Origin of the sequence: Paeniglutamicibacter sp. ZC-3 (assembly GCF_025847175.2) — a bacterium.
Taxonomy (GTDB): Bacteria; Actinomycetota; Actinomycetes; order Actinomycetales; family Micrococcaceae; genus Paeniglutamicibacter; species Paeniglutamicibacter sulfureus.
The window spans coordinates 87,403-110,410 of record NZ_JAOYTG010000014.1 but is presented as its reverse complement, the minus strand read 5'-3'; the positions used below and the strand labels follow the sequence as shown (position 1 = coordinate 110,410).

Here is a 23,008-nt window from a genome sequence, read left to right as displayed (position 1 = left end):
GACATCGGGTGCCGTGAAGGGGGAGAACCCGTGGAAGCGAGAACCGCGTTGCACGTGGAAGAACTGCACCGGCAGTACTCCCAGCGCGTTTACGGATACGTGTACCGGCGCACCAGCGATGTGCAGTCCGCCCAGCAGATCACCAACGACGTTTTCCGCATCGCCTGGCAGCACCAGAAGGAGCCGTCGGAAGATGTGTTGCCGTGGCTGCTGGTGACAGCGCGGAACCTGGTCGCCAATGAGCACAGGGCCGGACGCCGCCAACGCAGCCTCGTCGAGAAGCTGGGCAGCAGTGAACTGGCCCGCCGCCCGCAGGATAACGACCCCGGTGCCGCGGTCCGCGAAGTCCTGAACACCTTGCGCCCGCAGGAACGCGAAATCCTGATGCTCGCCTATTGGGATTCACTGAGCCTGGCCGAAATCGCGGCCATTCTCGATTGCTCGCCCGACTCGGCCAAGTCCCGGCTTTTCAGGGCGCGCAAGGCCTTCTCGAAGAAGGCACCGAACCAGATGTTGAAGGGTGGAACCTCAAATGGACAACATTGAACAGCTCCTGCGAGACGCCGACCCGCGCATGCGCCGGGACTCCGCCGGGCCCCTTCCCCTGGACCTGGAAGAACCACGCCCGGTCTTTACCCAGCAAAAGGTGCGCGCAACACCCAAGCAGCGGCGCTCCTGGCGCCCCGTGGCAGTGGGGGGGATGCTCACCGCCGCAGCGGTGGCCGCGGTGATCGTCTGGTCACCGTGGAACGCCCCGCTTCCGGACCCGCTACCGGCCATAACACCCACGCCAAGCCCCACGGCCCCCGTGCCGTCGGAAACCGGCGCGGCCGATCCGACCTCACAACCGGAATCATTGCAGTTGCCCAACGAACTGTTCCCCGCCTACGACGGCGCGCACTTCGCCGACGACGAGGCCTGCAGTGCCCTGTCGCTGCCCGAGATGCAGTTCGCCGACGGCAACGGCAAGCTCAGCAATCCGGGACTGGATGCCGAATCCTTCTCGCTCATTGGTTGCCTGGAGGGATTCGCGGCCTTCACGCCATCGGATCGGTATCGCACCGAGCTTAACGTCGACGACGTTTCCGGTGGCATGCTAATAGCCAAGTGGGATCCCGACGCGGGACGCTGGGTGAGTTCGCCCCTGAAGATCGCCGAGGACGGCGTGGAGGTGCACCAAGAACACCTCAGCTGGCCCCTGCTGCGTGGGTACACCTACGAAGCGGATGAAACGCCCGAGAAACGCATGGACCGGGCCATCAAGGACCAGGAAATACCCCGGCAGGTCGCCGCGACGCTCTTCGGGCCGAACGTGCCTTCGTGGATGGAAGCCGAGAACGGGGCCGAACGCGTCGCCTACGGCAACTCCGTCCTGGAAGTCACCCACCCGTCATGGAGCATGTACGAAAACATGCGCGACGAGGACGGCAAGGCCATGGATCCCGCCACGGCGGATCCACGGGACGCGGCAACCTACCAGTTGATGTTCTTCGATGCGCACGGCAAGGCCGTCTTCAACCTCGGCCTCTTCCCCGACGACCGTCCCGGCCAGGACGGTTCCGAAAGCTGCGGCGACCCGGAGGGGACCTACACGCTGCATGGCTTGAACCCCACCTCCGTGGAGGTCGACGAGGGGAAGCTGGGCCTGGGTCTGGTCACCCAGACCGACGTCTTCGGGATCGAGCGATCCGTGGTCTCGCTGGTCCCGGTCGACAGCGCCACGGAGGGCAAGCTCTGCGACCTGGCCACCGCCTTCCACTACCAAGGCAAGATGGTCCAATCGGACGCCTGGACCGGACCCATGGGGTTCAAGAACGCGGCCGAGCGCGACGCTTACCTGGAATCCAGCGAGTACCTGCGGGCCATCGAGGTTGCCGAGTCGTTGAGACTCACGTAGGCACAGGCACGAACAAGAAAGCGAGGGAGATGGCCGGCACCCATTTTGGGTCCCGGCCAACTCCCTCGCAACGTGCTGAGGTCCCGAATGATTACAGCGCGCGCTGCTCCGGGCCGTTGTATTCGGACAGCGGGCGGATCAGCGCGTTGGACGCGCGCTGTTCCATGATGTGTGCTGTCCAACCCGTGATGCGCGAGGCAATGAAGATCGGGGTGAACATCTCGGTGTCGAAGCCCATCAGGTGGTACGTTGGGCCGGCCGGGTAGTCGAGGTTCGGCTTGATGGCCTTGGCCTCGTCCATGGCCGCTTCGAGTCCGTCATACAGCCCGAGCATTTCACTACGGCCGTAGTAGGCGATCATCTTGTCCAGCGCAGCCTTCATGGTCGGAACGCGGGAATCGCCGTGCTTGTAGACACGGTGGCCGAAGCCCATGACCTTTTTCTTTGCGGCCAGGGCCTCCTCCATCCACGCCTTGGCGCGGGCCGCGGCATCCTGGCGGGATTCGTTCTTGTCGATGCCGATCTCGTGGAAGGTGTGCATCACTGCCTCGTTGGCGCCGCCGTGCAGCGGCCCCTTCAACGCCCCGATGGCCGCGGTGACGGCCGAGTGCAGGTCCGAGAGGGTGGAGGTGACCACACGGGCGGTGAACGTCGAGGCATTGAACGAGTGCTCCGCGTAGAGGACCATCGAAACGCGGAACGCGTCGACCACCTCCGGTGCGGCTTCCTCGCCGAAGGTCATCCACAGGAAGTTCTGGGAGTAGTCCAGGTCCTCGCGTGGCTCGATGACACCCAGGCCGCGGCGGCGGCGCTGGTCGTACGCGACAACTGCAGGGAACGCGGCAAAGAGTTCCTTGGCCTTGATGAGTTCGGCCTCGGGGGAGGAATCGTCGGCCAGTGCGTGGTTGGCGCCGATGACCGAGACCGCCGTGCGGCCCACGTCCATCGGGTGGCAATCGAGCGGCAGCAGGTCGATGGCGGCCTTGACGTTGGCGGCCAGGGCGCGCCCTGCCCGCTCGGCGGCGACGAAGTCGGTGAGCTCGATTTCAGTGGGCAGCTCTCCGGTCCACAGCAGCAGGGCCACTTCCTCGAAGCTCTTCCTGGCGGCCAGGTCCTGGACCGGGTATCCACGGTATAGCAGCGAATTCGTCTCCGGATTAACCTTGGAGACCGCCGTGTAGTCGACGACGACGCCGGCGAGGCCCTTCTTGATCTCAGTTTCAGTCATCACTTCGCTCCTGATTCCTACAAATTCGCGTTGTTTGAATGGATATCCAGATCAGGGACCTGGAAATTGAAGATCCCGGTGTCGAAGCGGTTGTACGCCTCGTAGTCAACCAGCTCGTAGAGACGCGCACGCGTCAACATTGAATCTACCCGAGACTCCTGGGTTCCGTCGGCTGCAAGCGCATCCAGGACGCGTTCGGCCTCTCCCATGGCGCTGCGCAGCAGCGTCACGGGGTAGATGACCATGGCCACTCCGACATCCGCCAGTTGCTGGCGGGTGAACAGGTCGGACTTGCCGAACTCCGTCATGTTCGCCAACACCGGCACGTCAACCGCCTTGCAGACTGCCTCGAACTCGGAAAGGTCCTTCATGGCCTCCGGGAAGATGGCATCCGCGCCGGCATCCACCAGGGCCTTGGCCCGGTTGATGGCTGCATCGAGCCCCTCCACGGCGCGCACGTCGGTGCGGGCCATGATCAGGAAGTTCGAATCCCGCCGGGCATCCGCCGCCGCGGCGATGCGTTTGACCATGGTGTCCAGGTCCACGACGTTCTTGCCGTCGAGGTGGCCGCAGCGCTTGGGGTTGAACTGGTCTTCGATGTGGCAGCCGGCCAACCCCGCATGCTCGAGTTCCTGGATGCTGCGGGCCACGTTCATTGGCTCGCCGAATCCGGTGTCCGCGTCAACCAACGAGGGCAGGTCGGTCATCCGGGCGATCTGCCCGGCACGGGTGGCCACCTCGGTGAGCGTGGTCAGCCCGATGTCCGGCAGTCCAAGGTCATTGGCCAGCACGGCACCGGAGATGTAGACGCCGTCGAAGCCCTTTTCCTCGATCAACCGGGCCGAGAGCGGGTTGAAGGCCCCGGGGAACTGGCGTGCGGTTCCCGGCACGAGCATATCGCGCAGTGCCGCGCGCTTCTGCTCCGGGGTGGTGGTGGAGTACAACATGTTAGAACAGTCCCTTCGGGGCTGCCGCGAGGTCGATGACGCCCGGGGCGGCAACGATGTTCAGCTGGTCAAGCTCGCCGGCACCCAGTTTCTCCAGGTTTTCGGCAGCTGCGATGAACCTGTCGATTTCGTCTTCCTCGACCAGGCCGGCAGCCAGGGTGCGGAACTTGTTGATGTACTGCTCGCGGGCGAACGGCCGGGCTCCCAACGGGTGGGCGTCGGCCACGGCGATCTCGTCGGTGATGACGGTGCCGTCGGCCAAGGTGATGACCACCGAGCCGCCGAAGGCCTTCTCGTTGATGTCCAGCGAGTGGTAGCGGCGGGTCCACTCCTTGTCTTCCTCAGTGGTGACCTTGTTCCACAGTTCCACGGTGTCGGCACGTCCCGCACGCTCCGGGGAGTAGGAATCCACGTGGTGCCAGGCGCCGTCCTGCAGGGCGACGGTAAAGATGTACGGGATCGAGTGGTCAAGGGTCTCGCGCGAGGCGGTCGGATCGTACTTCTGCGGGTCGTTGGCGCCGGAGCCGATCACGTAGTGCGTGTGGTGGGAAGTCTTGATCAGGACCGAGGCGACGTTCTTGGCGTCGGCGGCTTCCGGGTGTTCACGGTTGAGCTTGCGGGCCAGGTCGATCCAGGCCTGTGCCTGGTATTCGGCCGAGTGCTCCTTGGTGTAGGTGTCCAGGATGGCGCGCTTGGCTTCGCCGGCCTCCGGAAGCGGAACCTCGTAGGCTGCGTCCGGCCCGTCCAGCAGCCAGGCGATGACGCCGTCTTCGCCTTCGTAGATCGGCACCGGCGAGGTCTGGCCGCGCATGGCGCGGTCCGCTGCCTCGACGGCCATCTTGCCGGCGAAGGCAGGTGCGTGGGCCTTCCAGGTGGAGATCTCGCCCTTGCGCGACTGGCGGGTGGCGGTGGTGGTGTGCAGGCCCTGGCCCACGGCCTGGAAAATGGTTTCGACATCCAGGCCGAGCAGGGTGCCGATGCCGGCGGAGGCCGACGGGCCCAGGTGTGCCACGTGGTCGATCTTGTGCTTGTGCAGGCAGATCGCCTTGACCAGGTCGACCTGGATCTCGTAGCCGGTGGCGATGCCGCGGATCAGGTCCTTGCCCGAAGCCCCGGTGTGCTGTGCCACCGACAGGATCGGCGGGATGTTGTCGCCCGGGTGGGAGTACTCGGCGGCCAGGAAGGTGTCGTGGTAGTCGAGCTCGCGCACCGCCACGCCGTTGGCCCAGGCTGCCCATTCGGGGGAGACCTTCTCGGTGATGCCGAAGACCGAGGCACCCTTGCCGCCGGTGGACGGGGCGTGGGTCAGGGCCTGGGCACGTGCTGCAACGATCGGACCGCGGTTCAGCGAGGCAATGGCAACGGAGGCGTTGTCGATGATGCGGTTGATGATCATCTCGGTGACCTCTGCGGTGACCTCTACCGGGTCGGCTGCAACGGTAGCGATCTTGTGCGCGAGCTGATCCTCGCGGGCAAGGTTTTCTTCACTGCGGTACACGCGTACGGGGTGGTTGATCATGGGGTGTCCTCTCGGGGTCCAGCATGGGTTTTGATGTGTTCAAGACTGTGGTGCAGGTGCAATTGGGTGGCCGCCGCGGCGACCTCCGGATTTCGGGCCGCGATGGCCTCGGCGATCGCCGCGTGTTCAAGCGCGGACCTCGCCAGTCTTTCGGGGTCGTCCTGTGCCAGGCGGCGGACCCGGGCCAGATGGACCCGCAGTGAGCGCAGGGCCTGTTCGATGTAGGGGTTGTCCACCGCGGCATCGATGCAGCTGTCGAGTTCCCCGGCCAACAGGTAGTAGGCCTCGCGGGTTTCGGGGCCGGTGCAGCGTCCCGCCTCCAGGAAGCGGAAGCGCAGCGACGCAAAGGTGGCCGGCTCGGCTTTTCGCGCCGCAATGCGGGCGGATTCGACCTCGAGGGCGCGACGCAGGTCAAAAAGGTCGTCAACGTGCTCGCTCGAGACGTCGGAGACCACGGCACCGCGGCCGCGCTGCTGAACTGCCAGCCCGTCGGCGACCAGCCGGGCCAGGGCCTCACGCAGCGGGGTGCGTGAAACACCTAGGCGTTCGGCCTGTTCAACCTCGCCCAGCACGGCACCGGGACGCAACCGCCATTCGACGATGTCCGTTCGCAGTGCCTCATAAGCCTTGTCGCTTGCCCTCATGCCGTTAATTGTATACAGAAAAGCCACAAAGTCACGCGAAGCATGAGACTTTATTCCAAAATAGTCCGTTCGTGTATACATTCATCTTGAAATTGTGTGGCGGGAGTCATATGCTCAGTGGGACCCGATCAAGTACCTGATACGAATGGATGGACGGTTCGCATGGCACCGACCTACGCGCAGACCTTTGCCGAAGCCAAGACCGACCCCGCAGCCTTTTGGCTCAATGCGGCCGCATCAATCGATTGGGAGCAGAAGCCCACCGCCGGACTGGATGAGAGCCGCGCGCCGATCTATGCGTGGTACCCCGACGGGGTCCTCAACGTTTGCCACAACGCCCTGGACCGCCACGTTGCGGCGGGTCGCGGGGAGAACACCGCACTGATCTACGACTCCGCGGTCCTGGGCATCCAGGAACGCTTCAGCTACGCCGAGCTGCTGGCCAAGGTCGAGAAGTTCGCCGGTGTCCTGCGGGATGCGGGGATCGGGATCGGCGACCGGGTGCTGATCTATCTGCCGATGATTCCGCAGGCACACATCGCCATGCTTGCCTGCGCCCGCATCGGCGCTGTGCACTCGGTGGTCTTCGGCGGATTCGCCCCCAAGGAACTGGCCGCACGCATCGACGACGCCACCCCTGCCGCCATCGTCACCGCGACCGGCGGCATCGAGCCCTCGCGCCGCATCGAATACCTGCCCGCCGTCGCCGAGGCCATGGGGATGGCCGGCCACAAGGTTTCCACCGTCATCGTCCACCACCGTGACGGCTTCGCGCACCAGCGCTCCGAGTTCGCCGGCACCGACGCCACCTGGCACGACTGGGACGACTTGGCCGCGCTCGCCGAACCCGCCGCCGCGGTTCCGGTGCCCGCCACCCACCCCCTCTACATCCTCTACACCTCCGGGACCACCGGCGCCCCCAAGGGCGTGGTGCGCGATTCGGGCGGCTACACGGTGGCCATGGACTTCTCGATGCGCAACATCTACGGCGTTGGACCGGGCTCCACCATGCTCACCGCCTCCGACGTCGGCTGGGTGGTCGGGCACTCCTACATCGTCTACGGCCCGCTGATCGCCGGTGCCACCACGGTCCTCTACGAAGGCAAGCCCGTGGGCACCCCCGACGCAGGGGCCTTCTGGCGGCTCATTCAGGACCACAAGGTGGACACCTTCTTCACCGCTCCCACCGCGCTGCGCGCCATCCGCAAGGCCGACCCCGCCGCCGAGCTGATGGCCGGCTACGACCTGTCCAGCCTCAGGAACTTCTTCGTGGCGGGGGAGCGACTGGACCCCGACACCTACGCCTGGGCCGGGGAAAAGCTCGGGGTGCCGGTGGTGGACAACTGGTGGCAAACCGAGACCGGCTGGCCCATTGCCTCGAACCCCGTGGGCCTTGAGGTGCTGGAGCCCAAGGCCGGCTCTCCCACTGTCCCGGTGCCCGGGTACGACGTGCGGATCCTCGACGGGCTCGGTGCCGAGGTGGGGGCAGGCGAAGAGGGCAACATCGCCATCAAGCTCCCGCTGCCCCCGGGCACCCTGGCCACGCTGTGGGGAAACGACCAGCGCTTCATCGAAACCTATCTGGAGCAGTTCCCCGGCTATTACGCCACGGGGGACTCCGGCTATCTCGATGCCGACGGCTACCTCTTTGTCATGGGCCGCACCGACGACGTCATCAACGTCTCCGGGCACCGGCTCTCCACCGGCGCCATGGAACAGGTGCTTGGCTCCCATCCCGCGGTTGCGGAATGCGCGGTCATCGGGGTCGCCGATGAGCTCAAGGGCCAGCGCCCCAGCGGATACGTGGTGCTCAAGAGCGGGGCAGGGATCTCCGAGGAGGATCTGGCCGGGGAACTTGTCGCGATGGTGCGGGCCCACATCGGCCCGGTCGCGGACTTCCGCGAGGTCCGCATCGTGGCGGCGCTGCCCAAGACCCGCTCGGGCAAGATCCTGCGCAAGACCATGCGGCAGATCGCCGACGGCAAGCCCTACGCGGTGCCCTCCACCATCGAGGACCCGGCGGTCATCGATGAACTCATCCCGTTCCTGCGCCCGGCGGGCCGGTAGGCCAGGGGGCCTACGCCCTGGGGCGCCAGCTGTATTCGTACTCCGGGCGCCCCCGGGTCCCGTGCCGCGGGGCCTTGGCGGCCTGCCCGGTCTCTGCCAGGTGCTCCAGGTAGCGACGTGCGGTGACGCGGGAGAGGTCCAGCAATTCTGATACCTCGGTGGCCGAGAGTGCCGCGCTCGCCGAGCGAAGCGCCTCGGCGATGGCGCCCAGGGTCTCGGTGATCAGCCCCTTAGGCAGCGGGGCCGGGCCGACCGAACGCAGAGCGGCAAAGGCGTTGTCGATTGACTCCTGGGAGGCCGACTGGCCGGTGGTGCCCAGGTTGAAGCGGAACATCCGGTAGTTTTCGAGTTTCTCGGAAAACGCGGCAAAGCCGAAGGGCTTGATCAGGTATTGGGTCACGCCCGCGGAGATGGCGGTGCGCACCACGTTCAGGTCCCGGATCGCGGTGATCGCGATGATGTCCACGGTGTTGCCGCGCCCACGCACCCGCCGGGCCACGTCCAATCCGTGCAAGTCGGGCAGGTTCATGTCCAGCAGCACCAGGTCGATGGGCGTGCCGGCCTCCTGGGCCGCATCCAGGGCTGCGAAGGCCTCTTGGCCGCTGTGCGCAATGGCCTGCACCTCGAAGCCGGGGACGCGGGCGACGTACTTGGCGTGCGCAGCGGCGGTGGTGGCCTCGTCGTCAACCACGAGAACGCGGAGGTCTCTGTGCGGATCCATGTACCTGTGCTTCCTGGGGGGTCTTGGTGTGGGGCGGGTGCCGGCGGCCTAAGGCGCGGAACGCACCGGCCGGGAGAGCGGCAGCGTCACGGTGAAAATGGCCCCGGCATCATTATCCACTTCCAGGGACCCGCCCAGGCGTGCGACCGCCTGGCGCACCAGCGCCAGTCCCAGCCCGCGCGACCCGCTTCCCGCGGCCACCGGCTTGGAGGAAACACCCAGCCGAAAGTACTCGTCGAGCAAATCAGGGTCGACGCCTGGCCCGGAATCGGCGACCGAGACCACCACCGAGTCGTCGTCGGCGGCGAAGTCGGCCCAGACACGGCGCTGCTCCGACCCGGCCGCGGCATCGAAGGCGTTGTCCAAAAGGTTCCCGGTGATCGTCACCAGGTCCCTGGCATCCAGCGCGCCGGCGGGCAGGTGCCCCGAGGCGGAGAAGGTCAGCGTGATGCCGCGTTCGTGGGCCTGCGCGGCCTTGCCCACCAGCAGCGAAGTCAGGTAGGGCTCGTCGACTGCCTGCACGAACTCGTCGGTGAGCCGCTGGGACTCCTGACGGTCCGCCACCGCGAACTCCAGCGCCTCGCGCTCCCGGCCCAGCTCGATGAGCGTGGCCACGGTGTGCAGCCGGTTGGCGTGCTCGTGGGTCTGGGCGCGCAGCGCCTCGGTGAGCGTGGTGAGGGACTCGAGCTGCCCGGTCAGCGCCTGGACCTCGGTGTGGTCGCGCAGCGTCGCCACCGTGCCCAGCGAGCTCTCCACCTGCTTGCGGCGCAGCGTCCAGCGCACCCGCGCCCCGGGATCCGAATCGGGCTGCTCGGCGTTCTGCTGGGAAATCACCAGCACCCGGTTCTGGGTCAGGTGGATCTCGTCGGTGGCGCGCCGGCCCGAGGCAAAGAGTTCGGCAACCGTTTCCGGCAGCCCCACCTGCACGACCGGCAGCGGGCGCAGGGAACCGGCGGGCGGCAGGCCCAGCAGCTGGGCGGCCTGGTCGTTGTAGAGCACCAGCCGGCCTTTGGCATCCACCAGGACCAGTCCCTCGCGCAGCGAATGCAGCGCGGAAAAGTAATAGGCGTAGAGCCGGCGCAGCTCCTCCGGGCCGTAGCCCAGGGTGGCGCGGCGCAGGTAGCGGGACAGCGCATAGGTGAACACGCCCCCGAGGCCCACCGCCAGCAGCCCCACCAGCAGCGTGGCGGGAATGAGGGCTGCCTGGGTGACACTCAGGGACTGCAGGGTCACGCCCACCGAGACCATCGCGATCACGTTTCCGCCGGGATCGCGGATCGGGGCGATGGCTCGCACCGAGGGGCCCAAAGTGCCGGGATAGTCCTCCACCTGGCTGTCCCCGGCCAGGGCCCGCTCGACGCTGCCTACGTACTTGCGCCCGATCTCGCTTGGAGTGGGGTGGGTGTAGCGGGTGCGGTCGGTGTCCATGATGGTCACGAAATCCACCTGGGCGTGTTCCAGGATTTGCGCCGCAAAGGGTTGCAGCGCCACCGACGGGTCGGGAAGCTGCACCCCGTCGATCACGAACGGATCGTGCGAGAGCGTCTCGGCGACGGATAGCACCCGCTTGGCGGCGAAATCGTGTGCCTGGGCGCGGGCATTGAGGTAGCCCGCGGCGCTGACCACCGACACCACCAGCGCCACCAGCGCCAGCTGCGCGACGAAGATGCGGGCGGCCAGCGAATACGGGCCGCGGCCGCGCGGATGCGCGGCGGGGGAGCGGCGATCGGCTGCTGGCATGGGCGGTTTCCCCCCTTCGTGTGGTTCCTCGGTGGCGCGCAACGCGCACCTCAAGGGTGGCACGTCAACAAACCCGCCATGACCATTATGAACACAAGAGAGATCTCGATCACTCCGGGCCCCACCATGGATGAAGAGCTCACGGCGCATCCAATCGCCGCCACCCCACACCGAAGCAACATTTTCCAGAAGGAGCCATCATGGCAACGACGCCGGCATCGAGCGGAGTCCTGGACCGGGACCCCATCGGGAACCAGGAACCACCTCTCAAGAAGGACCGCACCCACTGGCTGTACATCATGGTGATCGTAGCCGTGGTCGCCGGCGCCACCATCGGCTTGGTGGCCCCGGACCTCGGCAAGGCGCTCAAGCCGCTGGGCACCGGTTTCGTCGCCCTGATCAAGATGATCATCGCACCTGTCATCTTCTGCACCATCGTGCTGGGCATCGGCTCGATCGCCAAGGCCGCCACGGTCGGCAAGGTCGGCGGGCTCGCGCTGCTCTACTTCATCACCATGTCCACCTTCGCCCTGGCCATCGGCCTGTTCGTCGGCAACCTGGTCCACCCGGGCTCCGGCCTGCAGCTGCAGCCCTATGAGGGTGCCGCCGGCGGAGCCGAAAACGCCACCGTCAAGTTCCTGCTCGAGCTGATCCCGGGCGACATCCCGGTGCTGCCCACCTTGGTCCTGGCGCTCTTCGTGGGCTTCGCCCTGCAGTCCATGGGCAAGAGCGGCGAGCCGGTGCTCGGTGCCATCAAGAACATCCAGGCCGTGGTCTTCCGCCTGATGATGATGATCATGTGGGCCGCCCCGATCGGTGCCTTCGGCGCCATCGCCGCGGTCGTCGGCGCCACCGGTTGGGCAGCCATCGGCTCCATGGCCATCCTCATGGGCGCCTTCTACGTCACCTGTGCCCTGTTCATCATCGTGATCCTCGGCTCGCTGCTGCGCGCCGTGACCGGCCTGAACATCTTCGCGCTGATGAAGTACCTGGCCCGCGAATACCTGCTGATCTTCTCCACCTCCTCCTCCGAGTCCGCCCTGCCGCGCCTGATCGCCAAGATGGAACACGTGGGCGTCTCCAAGCCGGTCGTGGGCATCACGGTTCCCACCGGCTACTCCTTCAACCTCGACGGCACCGCGATCTACCTGACCATGAGCGCATTGTTCGTTTCCACCGCCATGGGCATGCCGATGAACATCGGCGAGCAGATCTCCCTGCTGGTCTTCATGATCGTCGCCTCCAAGGGCGCCGCCGGGGTCACCGGCGCCGGCCTGGCAACGCTGGCGGCCGGACTGCAGTCGCACCGCCCGGAACTGCTTGACGGCATGGGCGTGATCGTGGGCATCGACAAGTTCATGTCCGAGGCCCGCGCACTGACAAACTTCACCGGCAACGCTGTCGCCACGCTGCTGATCGGCAAGTGGACCAAGGAGATCGACATGGAGCAGGCCCGCTCGGTGCTTGCCGGGGACCGTCCCTTCGACGAGCTCTCGCTGACCGCCAACGAGCACTAACACCGGCGCCGCTTCCGCGGCACCCGGTACCAGCGCCAGGGACCCCCGCATCCGGGGCCCTGGCGTTGGTGCGTCCGGCACCAAACCAACGTTGGACTTCAACTTCAAGGTAAAGGCTCGCCGTGACGCTGGTTGGGCAAAGGCCGGTGCACAACCTATACCCTTGAAACAAGTAGTCAACCAGATCGCACAACGAACGGAAGCGTGGTTCATACCGTGAGCGAGGAACAGGGCAGCAAGGCGCGAGGCGTGGGGTTGCTCAAGGAGCCCACCCCCATGGGGCCCACCGGGCGCCCGATGACGATTTTCCCCGAACCGCAGCCACTGGAATCCCACGGCCCGGCCCGCGTGATCGCCATGGTCAACCAAAAGGGCGGCGTCGGCAAGACGACCTCCACCATCAACCTCGCGGCGGCCCTGGCCGAATACGGGCGCAAGGTGCTGCTGGTCGACTTCGACCCACAGGGCGCCCTGTCCGCTGGCTTTGGCACCAACCCGCACGAACTCGACGTCACCGTCTACAACGTGCTGATGGACCGCAAGACCGAGATCCGCGACGCCATCCTGGGCACGGATGTCGAGAACGTCGACCTGCTGCCGGCCAACATCGACCTCTCCGCCGCCGAGGTGCAGCTGGTCAACGAAGTCGCCCGCGAACAGGTCCTGGAACGTGCCCTGCGCTCGGTGACCGATGACTACGACATCGTGCTCATCGACTGCCAGCCCTCGCTGGGCCTGCTGACCGTCAACGCGCTGACGGCCGCCCACGGCGTGATCATCCCGCTGACCGCCGAGTTCTTCGCACTGCGTGCCGTGGCCCTGTTGGTGGAGACCATCGAGAAGGTCCAGGACCGGCTGAACCCCGCCCTGGCCATCGACGGCGTGCTGGCCACCATGTACGACCCGCGCACGCTGCACGGCCGCGAGGTCGTCGGCCGGCTGGTCGAGGCCTTCGGGGACACCGTCTTCGAGACGGTCATCCGCCGGACCATCAAGTTCGCCGACGCCAACGTTGCTGCCGAACCCATCACCAGCTACGCCACCACGCACCCGGGTGCCGAGGCCTACCGCCAGCTCGCCAGGGAACTGATCTCCCGCGGCGGCGCCCCGTAATGACGGCACCCGCCGCCGAAACCACCGCCACCGGCAGAGTCGTCCCAGACGATTCGGCCGGTGGTTTTCGGGTTTCGCTGGAAAACTTTTCCGGCCCCTTCGACCTGCTGCTCTCGCTGATAGCCAAGCGCGAAATGGATATCACCCAGATCGCCATGGCAGAGGTCACCGACGAATTCATCGCCTACCTGAAGCTGCTCCAGGCCCGGCCGGGGTCCAAGGCGCTGGATGAGACCACCGAGTTCCTGGTCATCGCCTCCACGCTGCTTGACCTGAAGGCGGCACGCCTGCTGCCGGGCAGCGAGACGGAAAACGACGAGGACATGGCCCTGCTTGAGGCCCGCGACCTGCTCTTCGCCCGGCTGCTGCAGTACAAGGCGTTCAAGCACGCCGCCGGCTGGATCGCCGGGAAGCTGCACGAGGAAGCCACCAGCTTCCCGCGGCAGGCGGGCCTGGAGGCGCACTTCGCCGCGCTGCTTCCCGAACTGGTCTTCAAGACCAGCCCCGAGGCGCTGGCGCAGCTGGCCGCCGCAGCCCTGGCACCCAAGGCACCGGCACCCACCGAGGTCGGGACCGGGCACCTGCACGGCGGCACCGTGTCGGTGCGCGAGCAGGCAGGCATCCTGGCAGCACTGCTGAAGGAACACCGCTCGCTGAGCTTCACCGCGCTGGTCGCCGACGCGGCAAGCCACCTGGAGGTCGTGGCCCGCTTCCTGGCGCTGCTGGAAATGTATCGCGAACGGGTGATCGCCTTTTCCCAGGATGCGCCGCTGGATGCGCTGAACGTGCGCTGGCTTGAACCCGATGCGGACTGGGACCCTGCCGCGCTGAAAGAGGAATACGAACCCGTGGCCGCTGAACCGTCCGAGACATCCACCACGTTGGCACCAGACCCGCAGGGGGGAAATCCATGAACCACACCGCCACACCTGCCGCCGGGGGGCTTCCCGAAGCCGCCGGGTCGGCAATAGACGCACTGCCCGGGGGGCTGGAAGCCGGCATCGAGGCGGTGCTGATGGTGATCGACGAGCCCATCGCCGCCGGCCACCTCGCGCAGGTGCTTGAGGTCAGTGAGGAACGCGTCACAGCGGCCCTTGAAAAGCTGCGGGCACAGTATGATGGTGGGGATACACCACGCGGTTTTGAGCTGCGTGAATTGGCCGGCGGCTGGCGCATCTTCTCCCGACGTGATTTTGCTCCCTTCGTTTCACGCTTCGTCATCGACGGCCAAACGGCAAGACTTACCCAGGCAGCGCTGGAGACTTTGGCAGTGATCGCCTACCGGCAACCGGTTTCCCGCGGCAGGATCGCGGCGATTCGCGGGGTCAACGTCGATTCGGTGGTGCGCACACTCCTGACGCGCGGGCTGATCCACGAAGCACTCGACGACGGTGAAAGTGGTGCCACGTTGTATCAGACCACCTCGTACTTTCTGGAAAGATTGGGATTGGGCAGCGTTTCCGAGCTGCCCAGGCTCTCCCCGCATCTTCCCGGAGTGGGTGACATCGACGACTATGACGTTGATTCGCCCTGGCAATAGGCGAACCACGAAACAACATAAGGACAGATCATGAACCAGGGATCCCGCCCAGGCCGCGGCAACCAGCGCCCACAAGGCTCCGGCTCCGGCAACGGCCGCGGCCGAGGAGCAACCGGTGCTGGCCGTTCCAACCAAAATCCACGCTCGTCAAACCCGCGCCCGGGCTCCGAAGGCGGCAACGAGTCATCTGCCGGATCCTGGTCCAAGGCACACGGCGGACCCAAGCAGTCCAAGAAGTCGGGTGCCCCGGGCAAGAAGAAGTACACCGGTCCCCAGGCCTTCGGCAAGGAACGCTTCGGCAAGAACCTCGGCCCGGTCAACACCGAGCGCACCAAGCCCACGCAGCGGGCCCAGGCAGCCGCCGCCCACTCCGATCTCGAGGGCGTGCGCCTGCAGAAGGTCATGGCCAACGCGGGTGTGGCCTCGCGCCGCGTCTGTGAGGAAATGATCGCCAACGGCCGCGTCGAGGTCAACGGCGTGCTGATCACCGAGGCGGGCATCCGCATCGACCCCGAGCGCGACACCGTGCACGTGGACGGCATGCGCCTGCAGCTGAACGCCGACATGCGCTACTTCGTCTTCAACAAGCCGCGCAACGTCGTCTCCACCATGGAGGACCCCGAGGGCCGCAAGTGCATCTCTGACTTCATCCGCAAGAAGGGCCAGGAGCGCCTCTTCCACGTCGGGCGCCTCGACTACCAAACCGAGGGCCTGCTGATCCTGACCAATGACGGCGAGGCCGCCAACCGGCTGGCCCACCCGTCCTACGAGGTCCCCAAGACCTACCTCGTGCAGGTCCGCGGACCGATGGCCGCCGGCATCGGCGCGCAGATGAAGAAGGGAATCAAGCTCGAGGACGGCTGGCAGTCGGTCGATTCCTTCAAGCTGGTCGACTCCACCCCGGGCCACGTGCTCGTGGAAGTCATCCTGCACTCGGGCCGCAACCGCATCGTCCGCCGCCTCTTCGAAGAGGTAGGACACCCGGTGACCCGCCTGGTCCGCGTCCAGGTCGGCCCGATCCGCCTGGGCGACCAGAAGCAGGGCACCATCCGCCCGCTGGGCAACCAGGAAGTCGGGCACCTGCTGGCAATGGTGGGGATGTAGCCACATGCCCACCACGCACCTGGCCGGACCGATTCTGGTCATCGGCACCGGGCTGCTGGGCACCAGCGTCGGGCTGGGGTTGAGCCAGCGCGGACTGAACGTCTGGCTTGCCGACCCCTCGCCCAGCGCACAAATCGTCGCGCAGGACATCGGCGCGGGCACCATTCACGTCCCCGGGCGCCCGCTGGCACCCGAGCTGGTCGTCGTCGGCGCCCCGCCGGACGTCACCGCCGCGGTCGTGGCGCAGGCCCTTCTCGACTTCCCGATGTCAACCGTGGTGGACATCGCCTCAGTCAAGGGCTCGATCCTCGAGGCCGTGCGGGCGGATCCGCGCATCGGCGAGGAACACCTGAGCCGCTACGTGGGCACGCACCCGATGTCGGGGCGCGAGCGCTCCGGCCCGGCCGCTGCCCGCGGCGAACTGTTCACCTCCATGCCGTGGGTGATCTGTGCCCATGCCGGATCGCGCGGCGACTCGGTGAAGACCGCCGAGGCGCTGGCCATCGACCTGGGGGCCACGGTCGCCCGGATGAATGCCGCCGACCACGACGCGGCCGTCGCACTGATCTCGCACTTCCCGCAGGTGGCCTCCTCGCTGATTGCCTCCCGGTTGCTGAACGCGCCGGGGCATTCGCTGGCGCTTGCCGGGAACGGGCTGCGCGACACCACGCGGATCGCGGCCTCGGACCCGAAGCTGTGGATCCAGATCCTCAGCCACAATGCCGGCGCTCTGGTGCCGATCCTGCGCGGCATGCAAGAGGACCTGCAGCGGCTTGTCGCTACGCTCGAGGATCCCTCGGCCCCCGGTGCGCTGCTTGATCTCGCCCAGCTGATGGGGGAGGGCAACGCCGGGCAGGCCAGGATCCCTGGCAAGCACGGCGCGCCGCCGCAGGCCTTCGCCCTGGTCACCGTCGCGGTCAAGGACAAGCCGGGGCAGGTGGCCAGGTTGCTGGCCGACGTCGGGAACGCCGGGATCAACATGGAAGACCTGCGGATGGAACACTCCGCCGGGCACCAGGTCGGGCTGGTAGACATCTCCGTCATCCCCGGACGCCGGGAAGAATTGATCACGGTGCTCAGCGCACTTGGATGGAAGGTAGTGCAGTAATGCGGAAAATCACGGTTGCAGTCGACGGCCCCTCGGGCAGCGGAAAGTCCTCGGTATCCAAGGAAACGGCGCGCCGTCTGGGTGCCGCCTACCTCGACACCGGCGCCATGTACCGCGCGGTGACCTGGCACGCGCTGGATGCCGGCACCGACCTGTCCGACGCCGAGGCGGTTGCCGCCGCAGTCAAGGCGGCCGACCTGTTCATCTCCACCGATCCGGACGTGGAACGCATCACCATCCACGGCACCGACGTGACCGAGGCGATCCGCGAACCGTTTGTCTCCGAGGCCGTATCTGCGGTGGCCACCAACCTTGCCGCCCGGGCCGAGCTGGTCGCACGGCAGCGGGCCATCATTGCCGCGCACGAACGCATCGTTGCCGAGGGCCGGGACATCACCACCGTGGTGGCCCCGGACGCCGACGCCCGCATCCTGCTCACCGCCTCCGAGGAGGCGCGCCTGCGCCGCCGCGGCCTGCAGCTCGGCGGAACCCAGTCGGACGCCGAATTGCAGGCCCAGGTGCTCGTCCGCGACGCCAAGGACTCGACGGTGGTGGACTTCCACGTCGCCGCCGACGGGGTGGCCACCGTGGACTCCTCGGAGATGGACTTCGAGCAAACGGTGACAGCCGTGCTCGAGGCCATCAAGGCCCAGGCCGACTAATAGAACCTCCCGATCCGCCGCCGGCGGATCACCATCCCCGCCCCGGTGCGCAGCGAATGCTGCGCGCCAAGGCGGGGTACATGCTTGAATTGATACCGGCTTCCGCGTTTGGTGGAGGCACGCAACGCAAAGGAACCACACCATGAGTGAGAGCCTGCTTCCGGACGAGGGCGCCGAGTACGTCCCGTTCAACAACGAGGACCACATCGCCGACCGCCTGGCCGAAATCAGCGACGAGGATGCCGACGCACGCGCCACCGCGCTGCTGGCCGGCCTCGATGACTACGACCTGGACCCGGAAGACGCCGAGCTGCTCGCGCACCTGGGCGATGACTTCGACGACGACGCCGACGAGGTCATCCCGCCGGTCCTGGCCATCATCGGGCGCCCCAACGTGGGCAAGTCCACGCTGGTCAACCGCATCCTGGGCCGCCGCGAGGCAGTCGTGGAGGATGTCCCGGGCGTGACCCGCGACCGCGTGTCCTACCAGGCCGAATGGGCGGGCCGCAACTTCACCGTGGTTGACACCGGCGGCTGGGAGCACGACGCCAAGGGCATCCACGCCCGAGTGGCAGAGCAGGCCGAGGTTGCCGCTGACATCGCCGACGTCATCCTCTTCGTCGTTGACTCCCGCGTTGGCGCAACCGCCACCGACGAGGCAGTGGTGAAGATGCTGCGCCGGAAGAAGAAGCCGGTGCTGCTGGTCGCCAACAAGGTCGATGACGCCAATCAGGAAGCCGACGCCTCCTTCCTCTGGGGCCTTGGCTTCGGCCAGCCTTGGCCGGTCTCGGCCCTGCACGGCCGCGGCGCAGCGGACCTGCTGGATGCCGTTGTGGCCAAGCTCCCCGAGTACTCTGCCTTCGGTGGGATCATCCCGCGCGGCGGCCCGCGCCGCATTGCGCTGGTCGGCCGCCCGAACGTGGGCAAGTCCTCGCTGCTGAACAAGATGGCCGGCTCCGAGCGCGTGGTCGTTGACACCCTCGCCGGCACCACCCGCGACCCCGTCGACGAGCTCGTAGAACTGGGCGACGAGGTCTGGCGCTTCGTTGACACCGCTGGAATCCGCCGCCGCCAGCACATGGCACAGGGCTCTGACTACTACGCCTCGCTGCGCACCCAGGCCGCCTTGGAAAAGGCCGAGGTTGCCGTCGTGCTGCTGGCAGTCGACGAGGTCCTTTCGGAGCAGGATGTCCGCATCCTGCAGATGACCATCGACTCGGGCCGTGCCCTGGTGCTCGCGTTCAACAAGTGGGACCTGATGGACGATGACCGCCGCCGTTACCTGGAGCGCGAGATCGAGACCGATCTGGCGCACGTGGAGTGGGCCCCGCGCGTGAACATCTCGGCCAAGACCGGCTGGCACAAGGACAAGCTCGTTCCCGCCCTGCACACGGCCCTGGAATCCTGGGACAAGCGCATCTCCACCGGCAAGCTCAACACCTTCCTGGGCGAGCTTGTGGCGGCGCACCCGCACCCCCTGCGCGGAGGCAAGCAGCCGCGTATTCTCTTCGGCACCCAGGCCTCTTCGCGTCCGCCGCGATTTGTGCTGTTCACCACAGGTTTCCTGGATCCCGGGTATCGCCGATTCATTACCCGCAGGCTTCGCGAGACCTTTGGCTTCGAGGGAACCCCCATTGAAGTGTCGATGCGAGTGCGCGAAAAGCGCCAGCGTTCGAAGTAGCCCAAAAAATAGGGTAGGGTAATCACGGAGCTTTTCGCAGACGGCACCTTCACGAGAGTGAGGGAGAACGGCTGCGAAAGCAACCGGGCTATGGCGCAGCTTGGTAGCGCGCCTGACTGGGGGTCAGGAGGCCGTGGGTTCGAATCCCGCTAGCCCGACCGGTTAAAACCCCGGCAGATCAACGAAGTAGCGTTGAACTGCCGGGGTTTTTCCATGTCCCGGTGACTCTCACCGTTCCCGCCGTCATGACTAGATTTCGATAATTGCCGGAGGTTTGGAGTCGGAAAGGTAAGTCGTTCAGGCGCTTGTGAAGCTGACAGCCAAAAGCCGAGGACACGCCGTCTTGCGAACCGGCTTTGGCCAGCTTATTGGCGGACGGGGGCGCAGGGCCCCAGCTAGACCCGGCTGAACGCACGAATGAGCCCCGCCGGAGACCGGCGGGGCTCATTTTCGATGTGGACCTTGGGGGAATCCGCATCGCGGACATGGGTACGTCCGGCGGCCATTGGAGATCCGCCAATAGCGTTCACTGAAAGCTATTCACCAAGACTAAGGTGAAGTCGTTGGCAATGTCTAGGGTCGCGACGAATTAGCCGGATCTTTTTCTCGGGTGGGTGCGGTTGTGGTTCATCTGTGAACTGCCCAGCCAGAAGTTGGCCAAACGCGAACGGCGCCCCGCCAAGACTCCCGCCGGATGGGCGGAGATGCTTGGAGAGGCGCCGCTAAATGCGTTCAGGCGGCACAGGGTGTCAGTTGGCGGATTTGGGATGCTCGGCGTTCTCCGTTGGCGACCAGGCCACGGGCCGGGAACCGTCCCTTCCCGATTCGGCGGTCGGGGCGGACGACTCGGCGTCCCGCAGTGCGGCCTGGGTCTTCATGTCTGATTTCATGGCCTTCAACTTCTTGCCACGCGAATGCCACAGGTGCCAGAACGCGGCAATGCCCACGAAGAGCACCAGGGCGGCTGCCGCACCGCCAATGGACCAGGACGGGAAATACGTGGCGCTGATGTCGATCATCGACCTGGCCTTGGCGGCAGCACTGGATGAGTTCGCATAGATGCTCAGGGTCAGCAAGTTCGGGATCGCCAGCAGGATAGCGACTATGACAATCACTGACTTCCACGGCCATGACACCTTTTTGTACCGGGCCTGCCAGATAATGAGCAGGGGAACGAAGGTGAAGACGAAGCCATACACGAGTCCAAGGATGATTCCGCTGCTCAGTGACCCCTGGGTTTGATTGCCGATATTCGTGGCCCACCAAACGGGCAGGAACAGGCGGACGATAAGGTAGACGATCGCCAGCAGCGCCACCGCTGCTATGCCCAGCCCAATCCGCAGGCCCCACCGGGGCTTGGGCTCGGCCTGCCGGGTGGCCACCGTGGGTGACTGGTCTTTTTTCTCGAAATCAGGCATGCCTGCATCCTCCCACGCCGACCGCGCAACTGTGGAGATTAACTGTCTCGTTATTCACGAAAACTGACCGGTGGCTAGTAGGCTAATCTGGTGATAGGACGATTGCCCCATTTTGGGGCCGGGCAACGTCCACAGGGAATTATGATAAAGATTTTTGGAGGACCGGAAATGGCTGAAGCTCAGGTGCCTAACCAGCAGCACGAGTCGTCTACCGAAACAACGGGAATTGCCTTGCCGCCGGTAACGCGTGAACCAGTTGTCTTCTACGGTCTGAGTGTTGAAGAACGCGCCGCCGTCTCCGCGCTGCCGGAAGGCTCCGCATTGTTGATCGCGCACTCCGGACCGAACCAGGGAGCACGCTTCCTGCTGGACCAGGATATGACCCAGGCAGGACGCCATCCGGACGCCGGTGTGTTCCTTGATGACGTCACTGTCTCGCGCAAGCATGCAAAATTCATTCGTGATGCTTCAGGGTTCAGCGTGGTCGACAGCGGTTCGTTGAACGGAACCTACGTCAACAACGACCGGGTGGATTCGGTGCGCCTTGCCAACGGCTCGGAGGTGCAGATCGGAAAATTCCGGCTGACCTTCTATAACGCACTGCCCAACAACCCGGCCAACGTCCGCGACTAAGCAGGACATGGTAGTGAACCAGGCAGCCCGAAACCCGCGACTGGCAGTTGTTGCCGGCGATACCCAGCGCGCCGTTGCGCTCAATATCGGCGAGGTCCTTTCGGAGCTTCATGATGAGTTTCCTCAGGTCACAGCGTCGAAAATCCGTTTTCTCGAGGAAAAGGGACTGCTGACCCCGCAACGCACCTCGGCGGGTTACCGCAAGTACCTGCCCGACGACGTGGGCCGACTGCGCTTCATCCTGGGCCTGCAACGCGACCAGTACCTGCCACTGAAGGTCATCAAGGACTACCTGGACGCGGTAGACCGAGGCGAACGGCCGGACCAGTTGCCCGGCGGGCACACACTGGCACCGCGAAGCATCAGCGAACAGATGACCCAGGACCTGGCTGCCCGCACCCGCCCGGTGACCAAGGCCGAATTGCAGGGGCTGTGTGGCGCCAGCCCGGAGCTGGTCAATGACCTCCTGGCCTTCGGCATGATCGCGTCGGAAAACGAGCGTTTCGATGAACATGCGCAGAAGATTGCCGCCGCTTCAGCTGCGCTTGCGGCGCACGGCATCGAGCCCCGCCACTTGCGGGCCTTCCGCGCAGCGGCCGATCGCGAAGTGGGTTTGGTGGAACGTGTCGTGGCTCCGCACATGAGCCGCGGAGATGTGGCGTCGCGTGCCAGGGCGGCGGAGACAGCCCGCGAAATAAGCGATGCCTGCATGGCATTGCATGGTGCCCTGGTCAACGGTGCCATCGCCAAGTTGGACCACTAGGCCGGACAAACGGTCACTGCAAGTTGCAGCGACCCGGGTAAAGGAGCGAACCATGCAGGAACTTGAAGTTGTGGGAGTTCGCATAGAGCTTCCCTCCAACCAGCCCCTTGTTCTGCTCAAGGAAGCCAATACCCAACGCCACCTGCCCATTTGGATTGGTGCCCCCGAGGCATCAGCCATCGCCATGTTCCAGCAAGGCATCATCCCGCCGCGTCCGCTGACCCACGACTTGATGATTTCGACCCTGCAGGCGCTGCACGCGCCGTTGGTGAGAGTGGAGATCGTATCGGTCCTCAACGCCGTATTCACCGCGGAGCTGGTCTTTGCCGACGACGTGCGCGTCGACGCCAGGTCCTCCGACGCCATTGCCCTGGCGCTCCGGGCGGAATGCCCGATACTGTGCGACGACCAGGTGCTAGACGAGGCCTCCGTCATGGTTTCGGAGGACGCCGAAGTCGCCGAGGGGGAGGAGGACCAGGTGCGTGAGTTCCGTGAATTCCTCAACGAGGTCGAGCCGGAAGATTTCGATAAATAGACGACCGTTCGCGACACGCCTCAAGTTAAGCTTGAAGGTCTTTGACGCAGCCCCAATGTAGTCGTACCGTCGAAGCATAAGTTCCCAAGGTTTGCCGCCCTCGGATTTCGGTTTCACTCGCAACGGAGTCGTTCCACACCCGGCAGCCCTCTTTCCCGCACGGGGATGCTT

At 65.7% G+C, this 23,008-nt stretch carries 21 protein-coding genes and 1 tRNA gene; 15 read left to right on the top strand and 7 right to left on the bottom strand.

The genetic code is table 11. The features are described 5' to 3' along the window. Positions 1–30: 30 nt before the first annotated feature. Together OIU93_RS14470 and OIU93_RS14465 are read left to right on the top strand one after the other, a co-directional pair. A complete protein-coding gene (locus OIU93_RS14470) occupies positions 31–546 on the top strand; it encodes an RNA polymerase sigma factor (protein WP_264270780.1) in 516 nt (171 codons plus the stop codon). Further along, positions 533–1,897 carry a hypothetical protein gene (locus OIU93_RS14465; RefSeq protein WP_264270779.1) on the top strand — a complete coding sequence of 455 codons (1,365 nt, stop codon included), beginning with the start codon at positions 533–535 and terminating at the stop codon, positions 1,895–1,897. The genes OIU93_RS14470 and OIU93_RS14465 overlap by 14 nt, the downstream gene beginning before the upstream one ends. A 91-nt stretch (positions 1,898–1,988) precedes the next feature. On the opposite strand, the gene OIU93_RS14460 is transcribed toward OIU93_RS14465, so the two are convergent. From OIU93_RS14460 to OIU93_RS14445, 4 genes are read right to left on the bottom strand one after another with little or no spacing between them, the layout of a single operon-like run. Next, positions 1,989–3,125, bottom strand: a complete 1,137-nt coding sequence (locus OIU93_RS14460) for a bifunctional 2-methylcitrate synthase/citrate synthase (protein WP_264270778.1) — start codon at positions 3,123–3,125, stop codon at positions 1,989–1,991. Between the two features lie 17 nt (positions 3,126–3,142). Continuing rightward, positions 3,143–4,072 carry a methylisocitrate lyase gene (gene prpB, locus OIU93_RS14455; protein WP_264270777.1) on the bottom strand — a complete coding sequence of 310 codons (930 nt, stop codon included), beginning with the start codon at positions 4,070–4,072 and terminating at the stop codon, positions 3,143–3,145. A gap of 1 nt (position 4,073) precedes the next feature. After that, positions 4,074–5,591 (bottom strand): MmgE/PrpD family protein, encoded by a 1,518-nt coding sequence (locus OIU93_RS14450; protein ID WP_264270776.1) that lies wholly within the window; start codon positions 5,589–5,591, stop codon positions 4,074–4,076. After that, positions 5,588–6,235, bottom strand: a complete 648-nt coding sequence (locus tag OIU93_RS14445) for a GntR family transcriptional regulator (protein WP_264270775.1) — start codon at positions 6,233–6,235, stop codon at positions 5,588–5,590. Before OIU93_RS14445 ends, OIU93_RS14450 begins: the two co-directional genes overlap by 4 nt. A gap of 162 nt (positions 6,236–6,397) precedes the next feature. Between OIU93_RS14445 and OIU93_RS14440 the strand changes: the two genes are divergently transcribed. Continuing rightward, on the top strand, positions 6,398–8,302 hold the full coding sequence (locus OIU93_RS14440; RefSeq protein WP_264270774.1) for an AMP-binding protein: 1,905 nt from the start codon (positions 6,398–6,400) through the stop codon (positions 8,300–8,302). 10 nt (positions 8,303–8,312) lie between these two features. Here the strand turns inward: OIU93_RS14440 and OIU93_RS14435 are convergent, their stop codons facing one another. Together OIU93_RS14435 and OIU93_RS14430 are read right to left on the bottom strand one after the other, a co-directional pair. Then, positions 8,313–9,023, bottom strand: a complete 711-nt coding sequence (locus OIU93_RS14435) for a response regulator (protein WP_264270773.1) — start codon at positions 9,021–9,023, stop codon at positions 8,313–8,315. Positions 9,024–9,071: 48 nt separating this feature from the next. Beyond that, a complete protein-coding gene (locus OIU93_RS14430; protein ID WP_264270772.1) occupies positions 9,072–10,763 on the bottom strand; it encodes a sensor histidine kinase in 1,692 nt (563 codons plus the stop codon). A gap of 200 nt (positions 10,764–10,963) precedes the next feature. Here OIU93_RS14430 and OIU93_RS14425 point away from each other — a divergent pair, with 200 nt between their 5' ends. The 9 genes from OIU93_RS14425 (at position 10,964) to OIU93_RS14385 (ending at position 19,646) form a co-directional block, all read left to right on the top strand. After that, on the top strand, positions 10,964–12,280 hold the full coding sequence (locus tag OIU93_RS14425) for a cation:dicarboxylate symporter family transporter (protein WP_264270771.1): 1,317 nt from the start codon (positions 10,964–10,966) through the stop codon (positions 12,278–12,280). 216 nt (positions 12,281–12,496) lie between these two features. Further along, on the top strand, positions 12,497–13,393 hold the full coding sequence (locus tag OIU93_RS14420; RefSeq protein ID WP_372342937.1) for a ParA family protein: 897 nt from the start codon (positions 12,497–12,499) through the stop codon (positions 13,391–13,393). Continuing rightward, positions 13,393–14,307, top strand: a complete 915-nt coding sequence (locus OIU93_RS14415; protein WP_264270770.1) for a ScpA family protein — start codon at positions 13,393–13,395, stop codon at positions 14,305–14,307. Before OIU93_RS14420 ends, OIU93_RS14415 begins: the two co-directional genes overlap by 1 nt. After that, complete coding sequence (gene scpB, locus OIU93_RS14410) at positions 14,304–14,933, top strand: SMC-Scp complex subunit ScpB (protein ID WP_264270769.1); 630 nt, start codon at positions 14,304–14,306, stop codon at positions 14,931–14,933. The genes OIU93_RS14415 and scpB overlap by 4 nt, the downstream gene beginning before the upstream one ends. A gap of 30 nt (positions 14,934–14,963) precedes the next feature. Then, the gene (locus OIU93_RS14405) at positions 14,964–16,037 is read left to right on the top strand and encodes a pseudouridine synthase (RefSeq protein WP_264270768.1); all 1,074 of its coding nucleotides are present in this window, start codon (positions 14,964–14,966) and stop codon (positions 16,035–16,037) included. A gap of 4 nt (positions 16,038–16,041) precedes the next feature. Further along, positions 16,042–17,145, top strand: coding sequence for a prephenate dehydrogenase (locus tag OIU93_RS14400; protein WP_264270767.1), 1,104 nt, complete (start codon positions 16,042–16,044; stop codon positions 17,143–17,145). Next, complete coding sequence (cmk, locus tag OIU93_RS14395; RefSeq protein ID WP_264270766.1) at positions 17,145–17,807, top strand: (d)CMP kinase; 663 nt, start codon at positions 17,145–17,147, stop codon at positions 17,805–17,807. Before OIU93_RS14400 ends, cmk begins: the two co-directional genes overlap by 1 nt. A 142-nt stretch (positions 17,808–17,949) precedes the next feature. Beyond that, positions 17,950–19,488 carry a ribosome biogenesis GTPase Der gene (gene der / locus OIU93_RS14390; RefSeq protein ID WP_264270765.1) on the top strand — a complete coding sequence of 513 codons (1,539 nt, stop codon included), beginning with the start codon at positions 17,950–17,952 and terminating at the stop codon, positions 19,486–19,488. A gap of 84 nt (positions 19,489–19,572) precedes the next feature. Then, a tRNA-Pro gene (locus tag OIU93_RS14385) sits at positions 19,573–19,646 on the top strand. Between the two features lie 591 nt (positions 19,647–20,237). On the opposite strand, the gene OIU93_RS14380 is transcribed toward OIU93_RS14385, so the two are convergent. Continuing rightward, positions 20,238–20,906 (bottom strand): hypothetical protein, encoded by a 669-nt coding sequence (locus OIU93_RS14380; protein ID WP_264270764.1) that lies wholly within the window; start codon positions 20,904–20,906, stop codon positions 20,238–20,240. A 168-nt stretch (positions 20,907–21,074) separates the two neighbouring features. On the opposite strand from OIU93_RS14380, the gene OIU93_RS14375 reads away from it, so the two are divergent. From OIU93_RS14375 to OIU93_RS14365, 3 genes are read left to right on the top strand one after another with little or no spacing between them, the layout of a single operon-like run. Beyond that, entirely contained in the window at positions 21,075–21,539 is a 465-nt protein-coding gene (locus tag OIU93_RS14375; protein WP_264270763.1) for an FHA domain-containing protein, read from the top strand. Positions 21,540–21,546: 7 nt separating this feature from the next. Beyond that, entirely contained in the window at positions 21,547–22,302 is a 756-nt protein-coding gene (locus OIU93_RS14370) for a MerR family transcriptional regulator (protein WP_372342936.1), read from the top strand. 52 nt (positions 22,303–22,354) lie between these two features. After that, complete coding sequence (locus OIU93_RS14365; protein ID WP_264270761.1) at positions 22,355–22,837, top strand: bifunctional nuclease family protein; 483 nt, start codon at positions 22,355–22,357, stop codon at positions 22,835–22,837. The last annotated feature ends 171 nt before the right edge of the window (positions 22,838–23,008 follow it).

Excerpts from the sequence above, each read along its gene's own strand:
- OIU93_RS14465 (WP_264270779.1), top strand. The coding sequence starts at position 533 with ATGGACAACATTGAACAGCTCCTGCGAGACGCCGACCCGCGCATGCGC.
- OIU93_RS14460 (WP_264270778.1), bottom strand. The coding sequence starts at position 3,125 with ATGACTGAAACTGAGATCAAGAAGGGCCTCGCCGGCGTCGTCGTCGAC.
- prpB (WP_264270777.1), bottom strand. The coding sequence starts at position 4,072 with ATGTTGTACTCCACCACCACCCCGGAGCAGAAGCGCGCGGCACTGCGC.
- OIU93_RS14450 (WP_264270776.1), bottom strand. The coding sequence starts at position 5,591 with ATGATCAACCACCCCGTACGCGTGTACCGCAGTGAAGAAAACCTTGCC.
- OIU93_RS14445 (WP_264270775.1), bottom strand. The coding sequence starts at position 6,235 with ATGAGGGCAAGCGACAAGGCTTATGAGGCACTGCGAACGGACATCGTC.
- OIU93_RS14440 (WP_264270774.1), top strand. The coding sequence starts at position 6,398 with ATGGCACCGACCTACGCGCAGACCTTTGCCGAAGCCAAGACCGACCCC.
- OIU93_RS14435 (WP_264270773.1), bottom strand. The coding sequence starts at position 9,023 with ATGGATCCGCACAGAGACCTCCGCGTTCTCGTGGTTGACGACGAGGCC.
- OIU93_RS14430 (WP_264270772.1), bottom strand. The coding sequence starts at position 10,763 with ATGCCAGCAGCCGATCGCCGCTCCCCCGCCGCGCATCCGCGCGGCCGC.
- OIU93_RS14425 (WP_264270771.1), top strand. The coding sequence starts at position 10,964 with ATGGCAACGACGCCGGCATCGAGCGGAGTCCTGGACCGGGACCCCATC.
- OIU93_RS14415 (WP_264270770.1), top strand. The coding sequence starts at position 13,393 with ATGACGGCACCCGCCGCCGAAACCACCGCCACCGGCAGAGTCGTCCCA.
- scpB (WP_264270769.1), top strand. The coding sequence starts at position 14,304 with ATGAACCACACCGCCACACCTGCCGCCGGGGGGCTTCCCGAAGCCGCC.
- OIU93_RS14405 (WP_264270768.1), top strand. The coding sequence starts at position 14,964 with ATGAACCAGGGATCCCGCCCAGGCCGCGGCAACCAGCGCCCACAAGGC.
- OIU93_RS14400 (WP_264270767.1), top strand. The coding sequence starts at position 16,042 with ATGCCCACCACGCACCTGGCCGGACCGATTCTGGTCATCGGCACCGGG.
- cmk (WP_264270766.1), top strand. The coding sequence starts at position 17,145 with ATGCGGAAAATCACGGTTGCAGTCGACGGCCCCTCGGGCAGCGGAAAG.
- der (WP_264270765.1), top strand. The coding sequence starts at position 17,950 with ATGAGTGAGAGCCTGCTTCCGGACGAGGGCGCCGAGTACGTCCCGTTC.
- OIU93_RS14380 (WP_264270764.1), bottom strand. The coding sequence starts at position 20,906 with ATGCCTGATTTCGAGAAAAAAGACCAGTCACCCACGGTGGCCACCCGG.
- OIU93_RS14375 (WP_264270763.1), top strand. The coding sequence starts at position 21,075 with ATGGCTGAAGCTCAGGTGCCTAACCAGCAGCACGAGTCGTCTACCGAA.
- OIU93_RS14370 (WP_372342936.1), top strand. The coding sequence starts at position 21,547 with ATGGTAGTGAACCAGGCAGCCCGAAACCCGCGACTGGCAGTTGTTGCC.
- OIU93_RS14365 (WP_264270761.1), top strand. The coding sequence starts at position 22,355 with ATGCAGGAACTTGAAGTTGTGGGAGTTCGCATAGAGCTTCCCTCCAAC.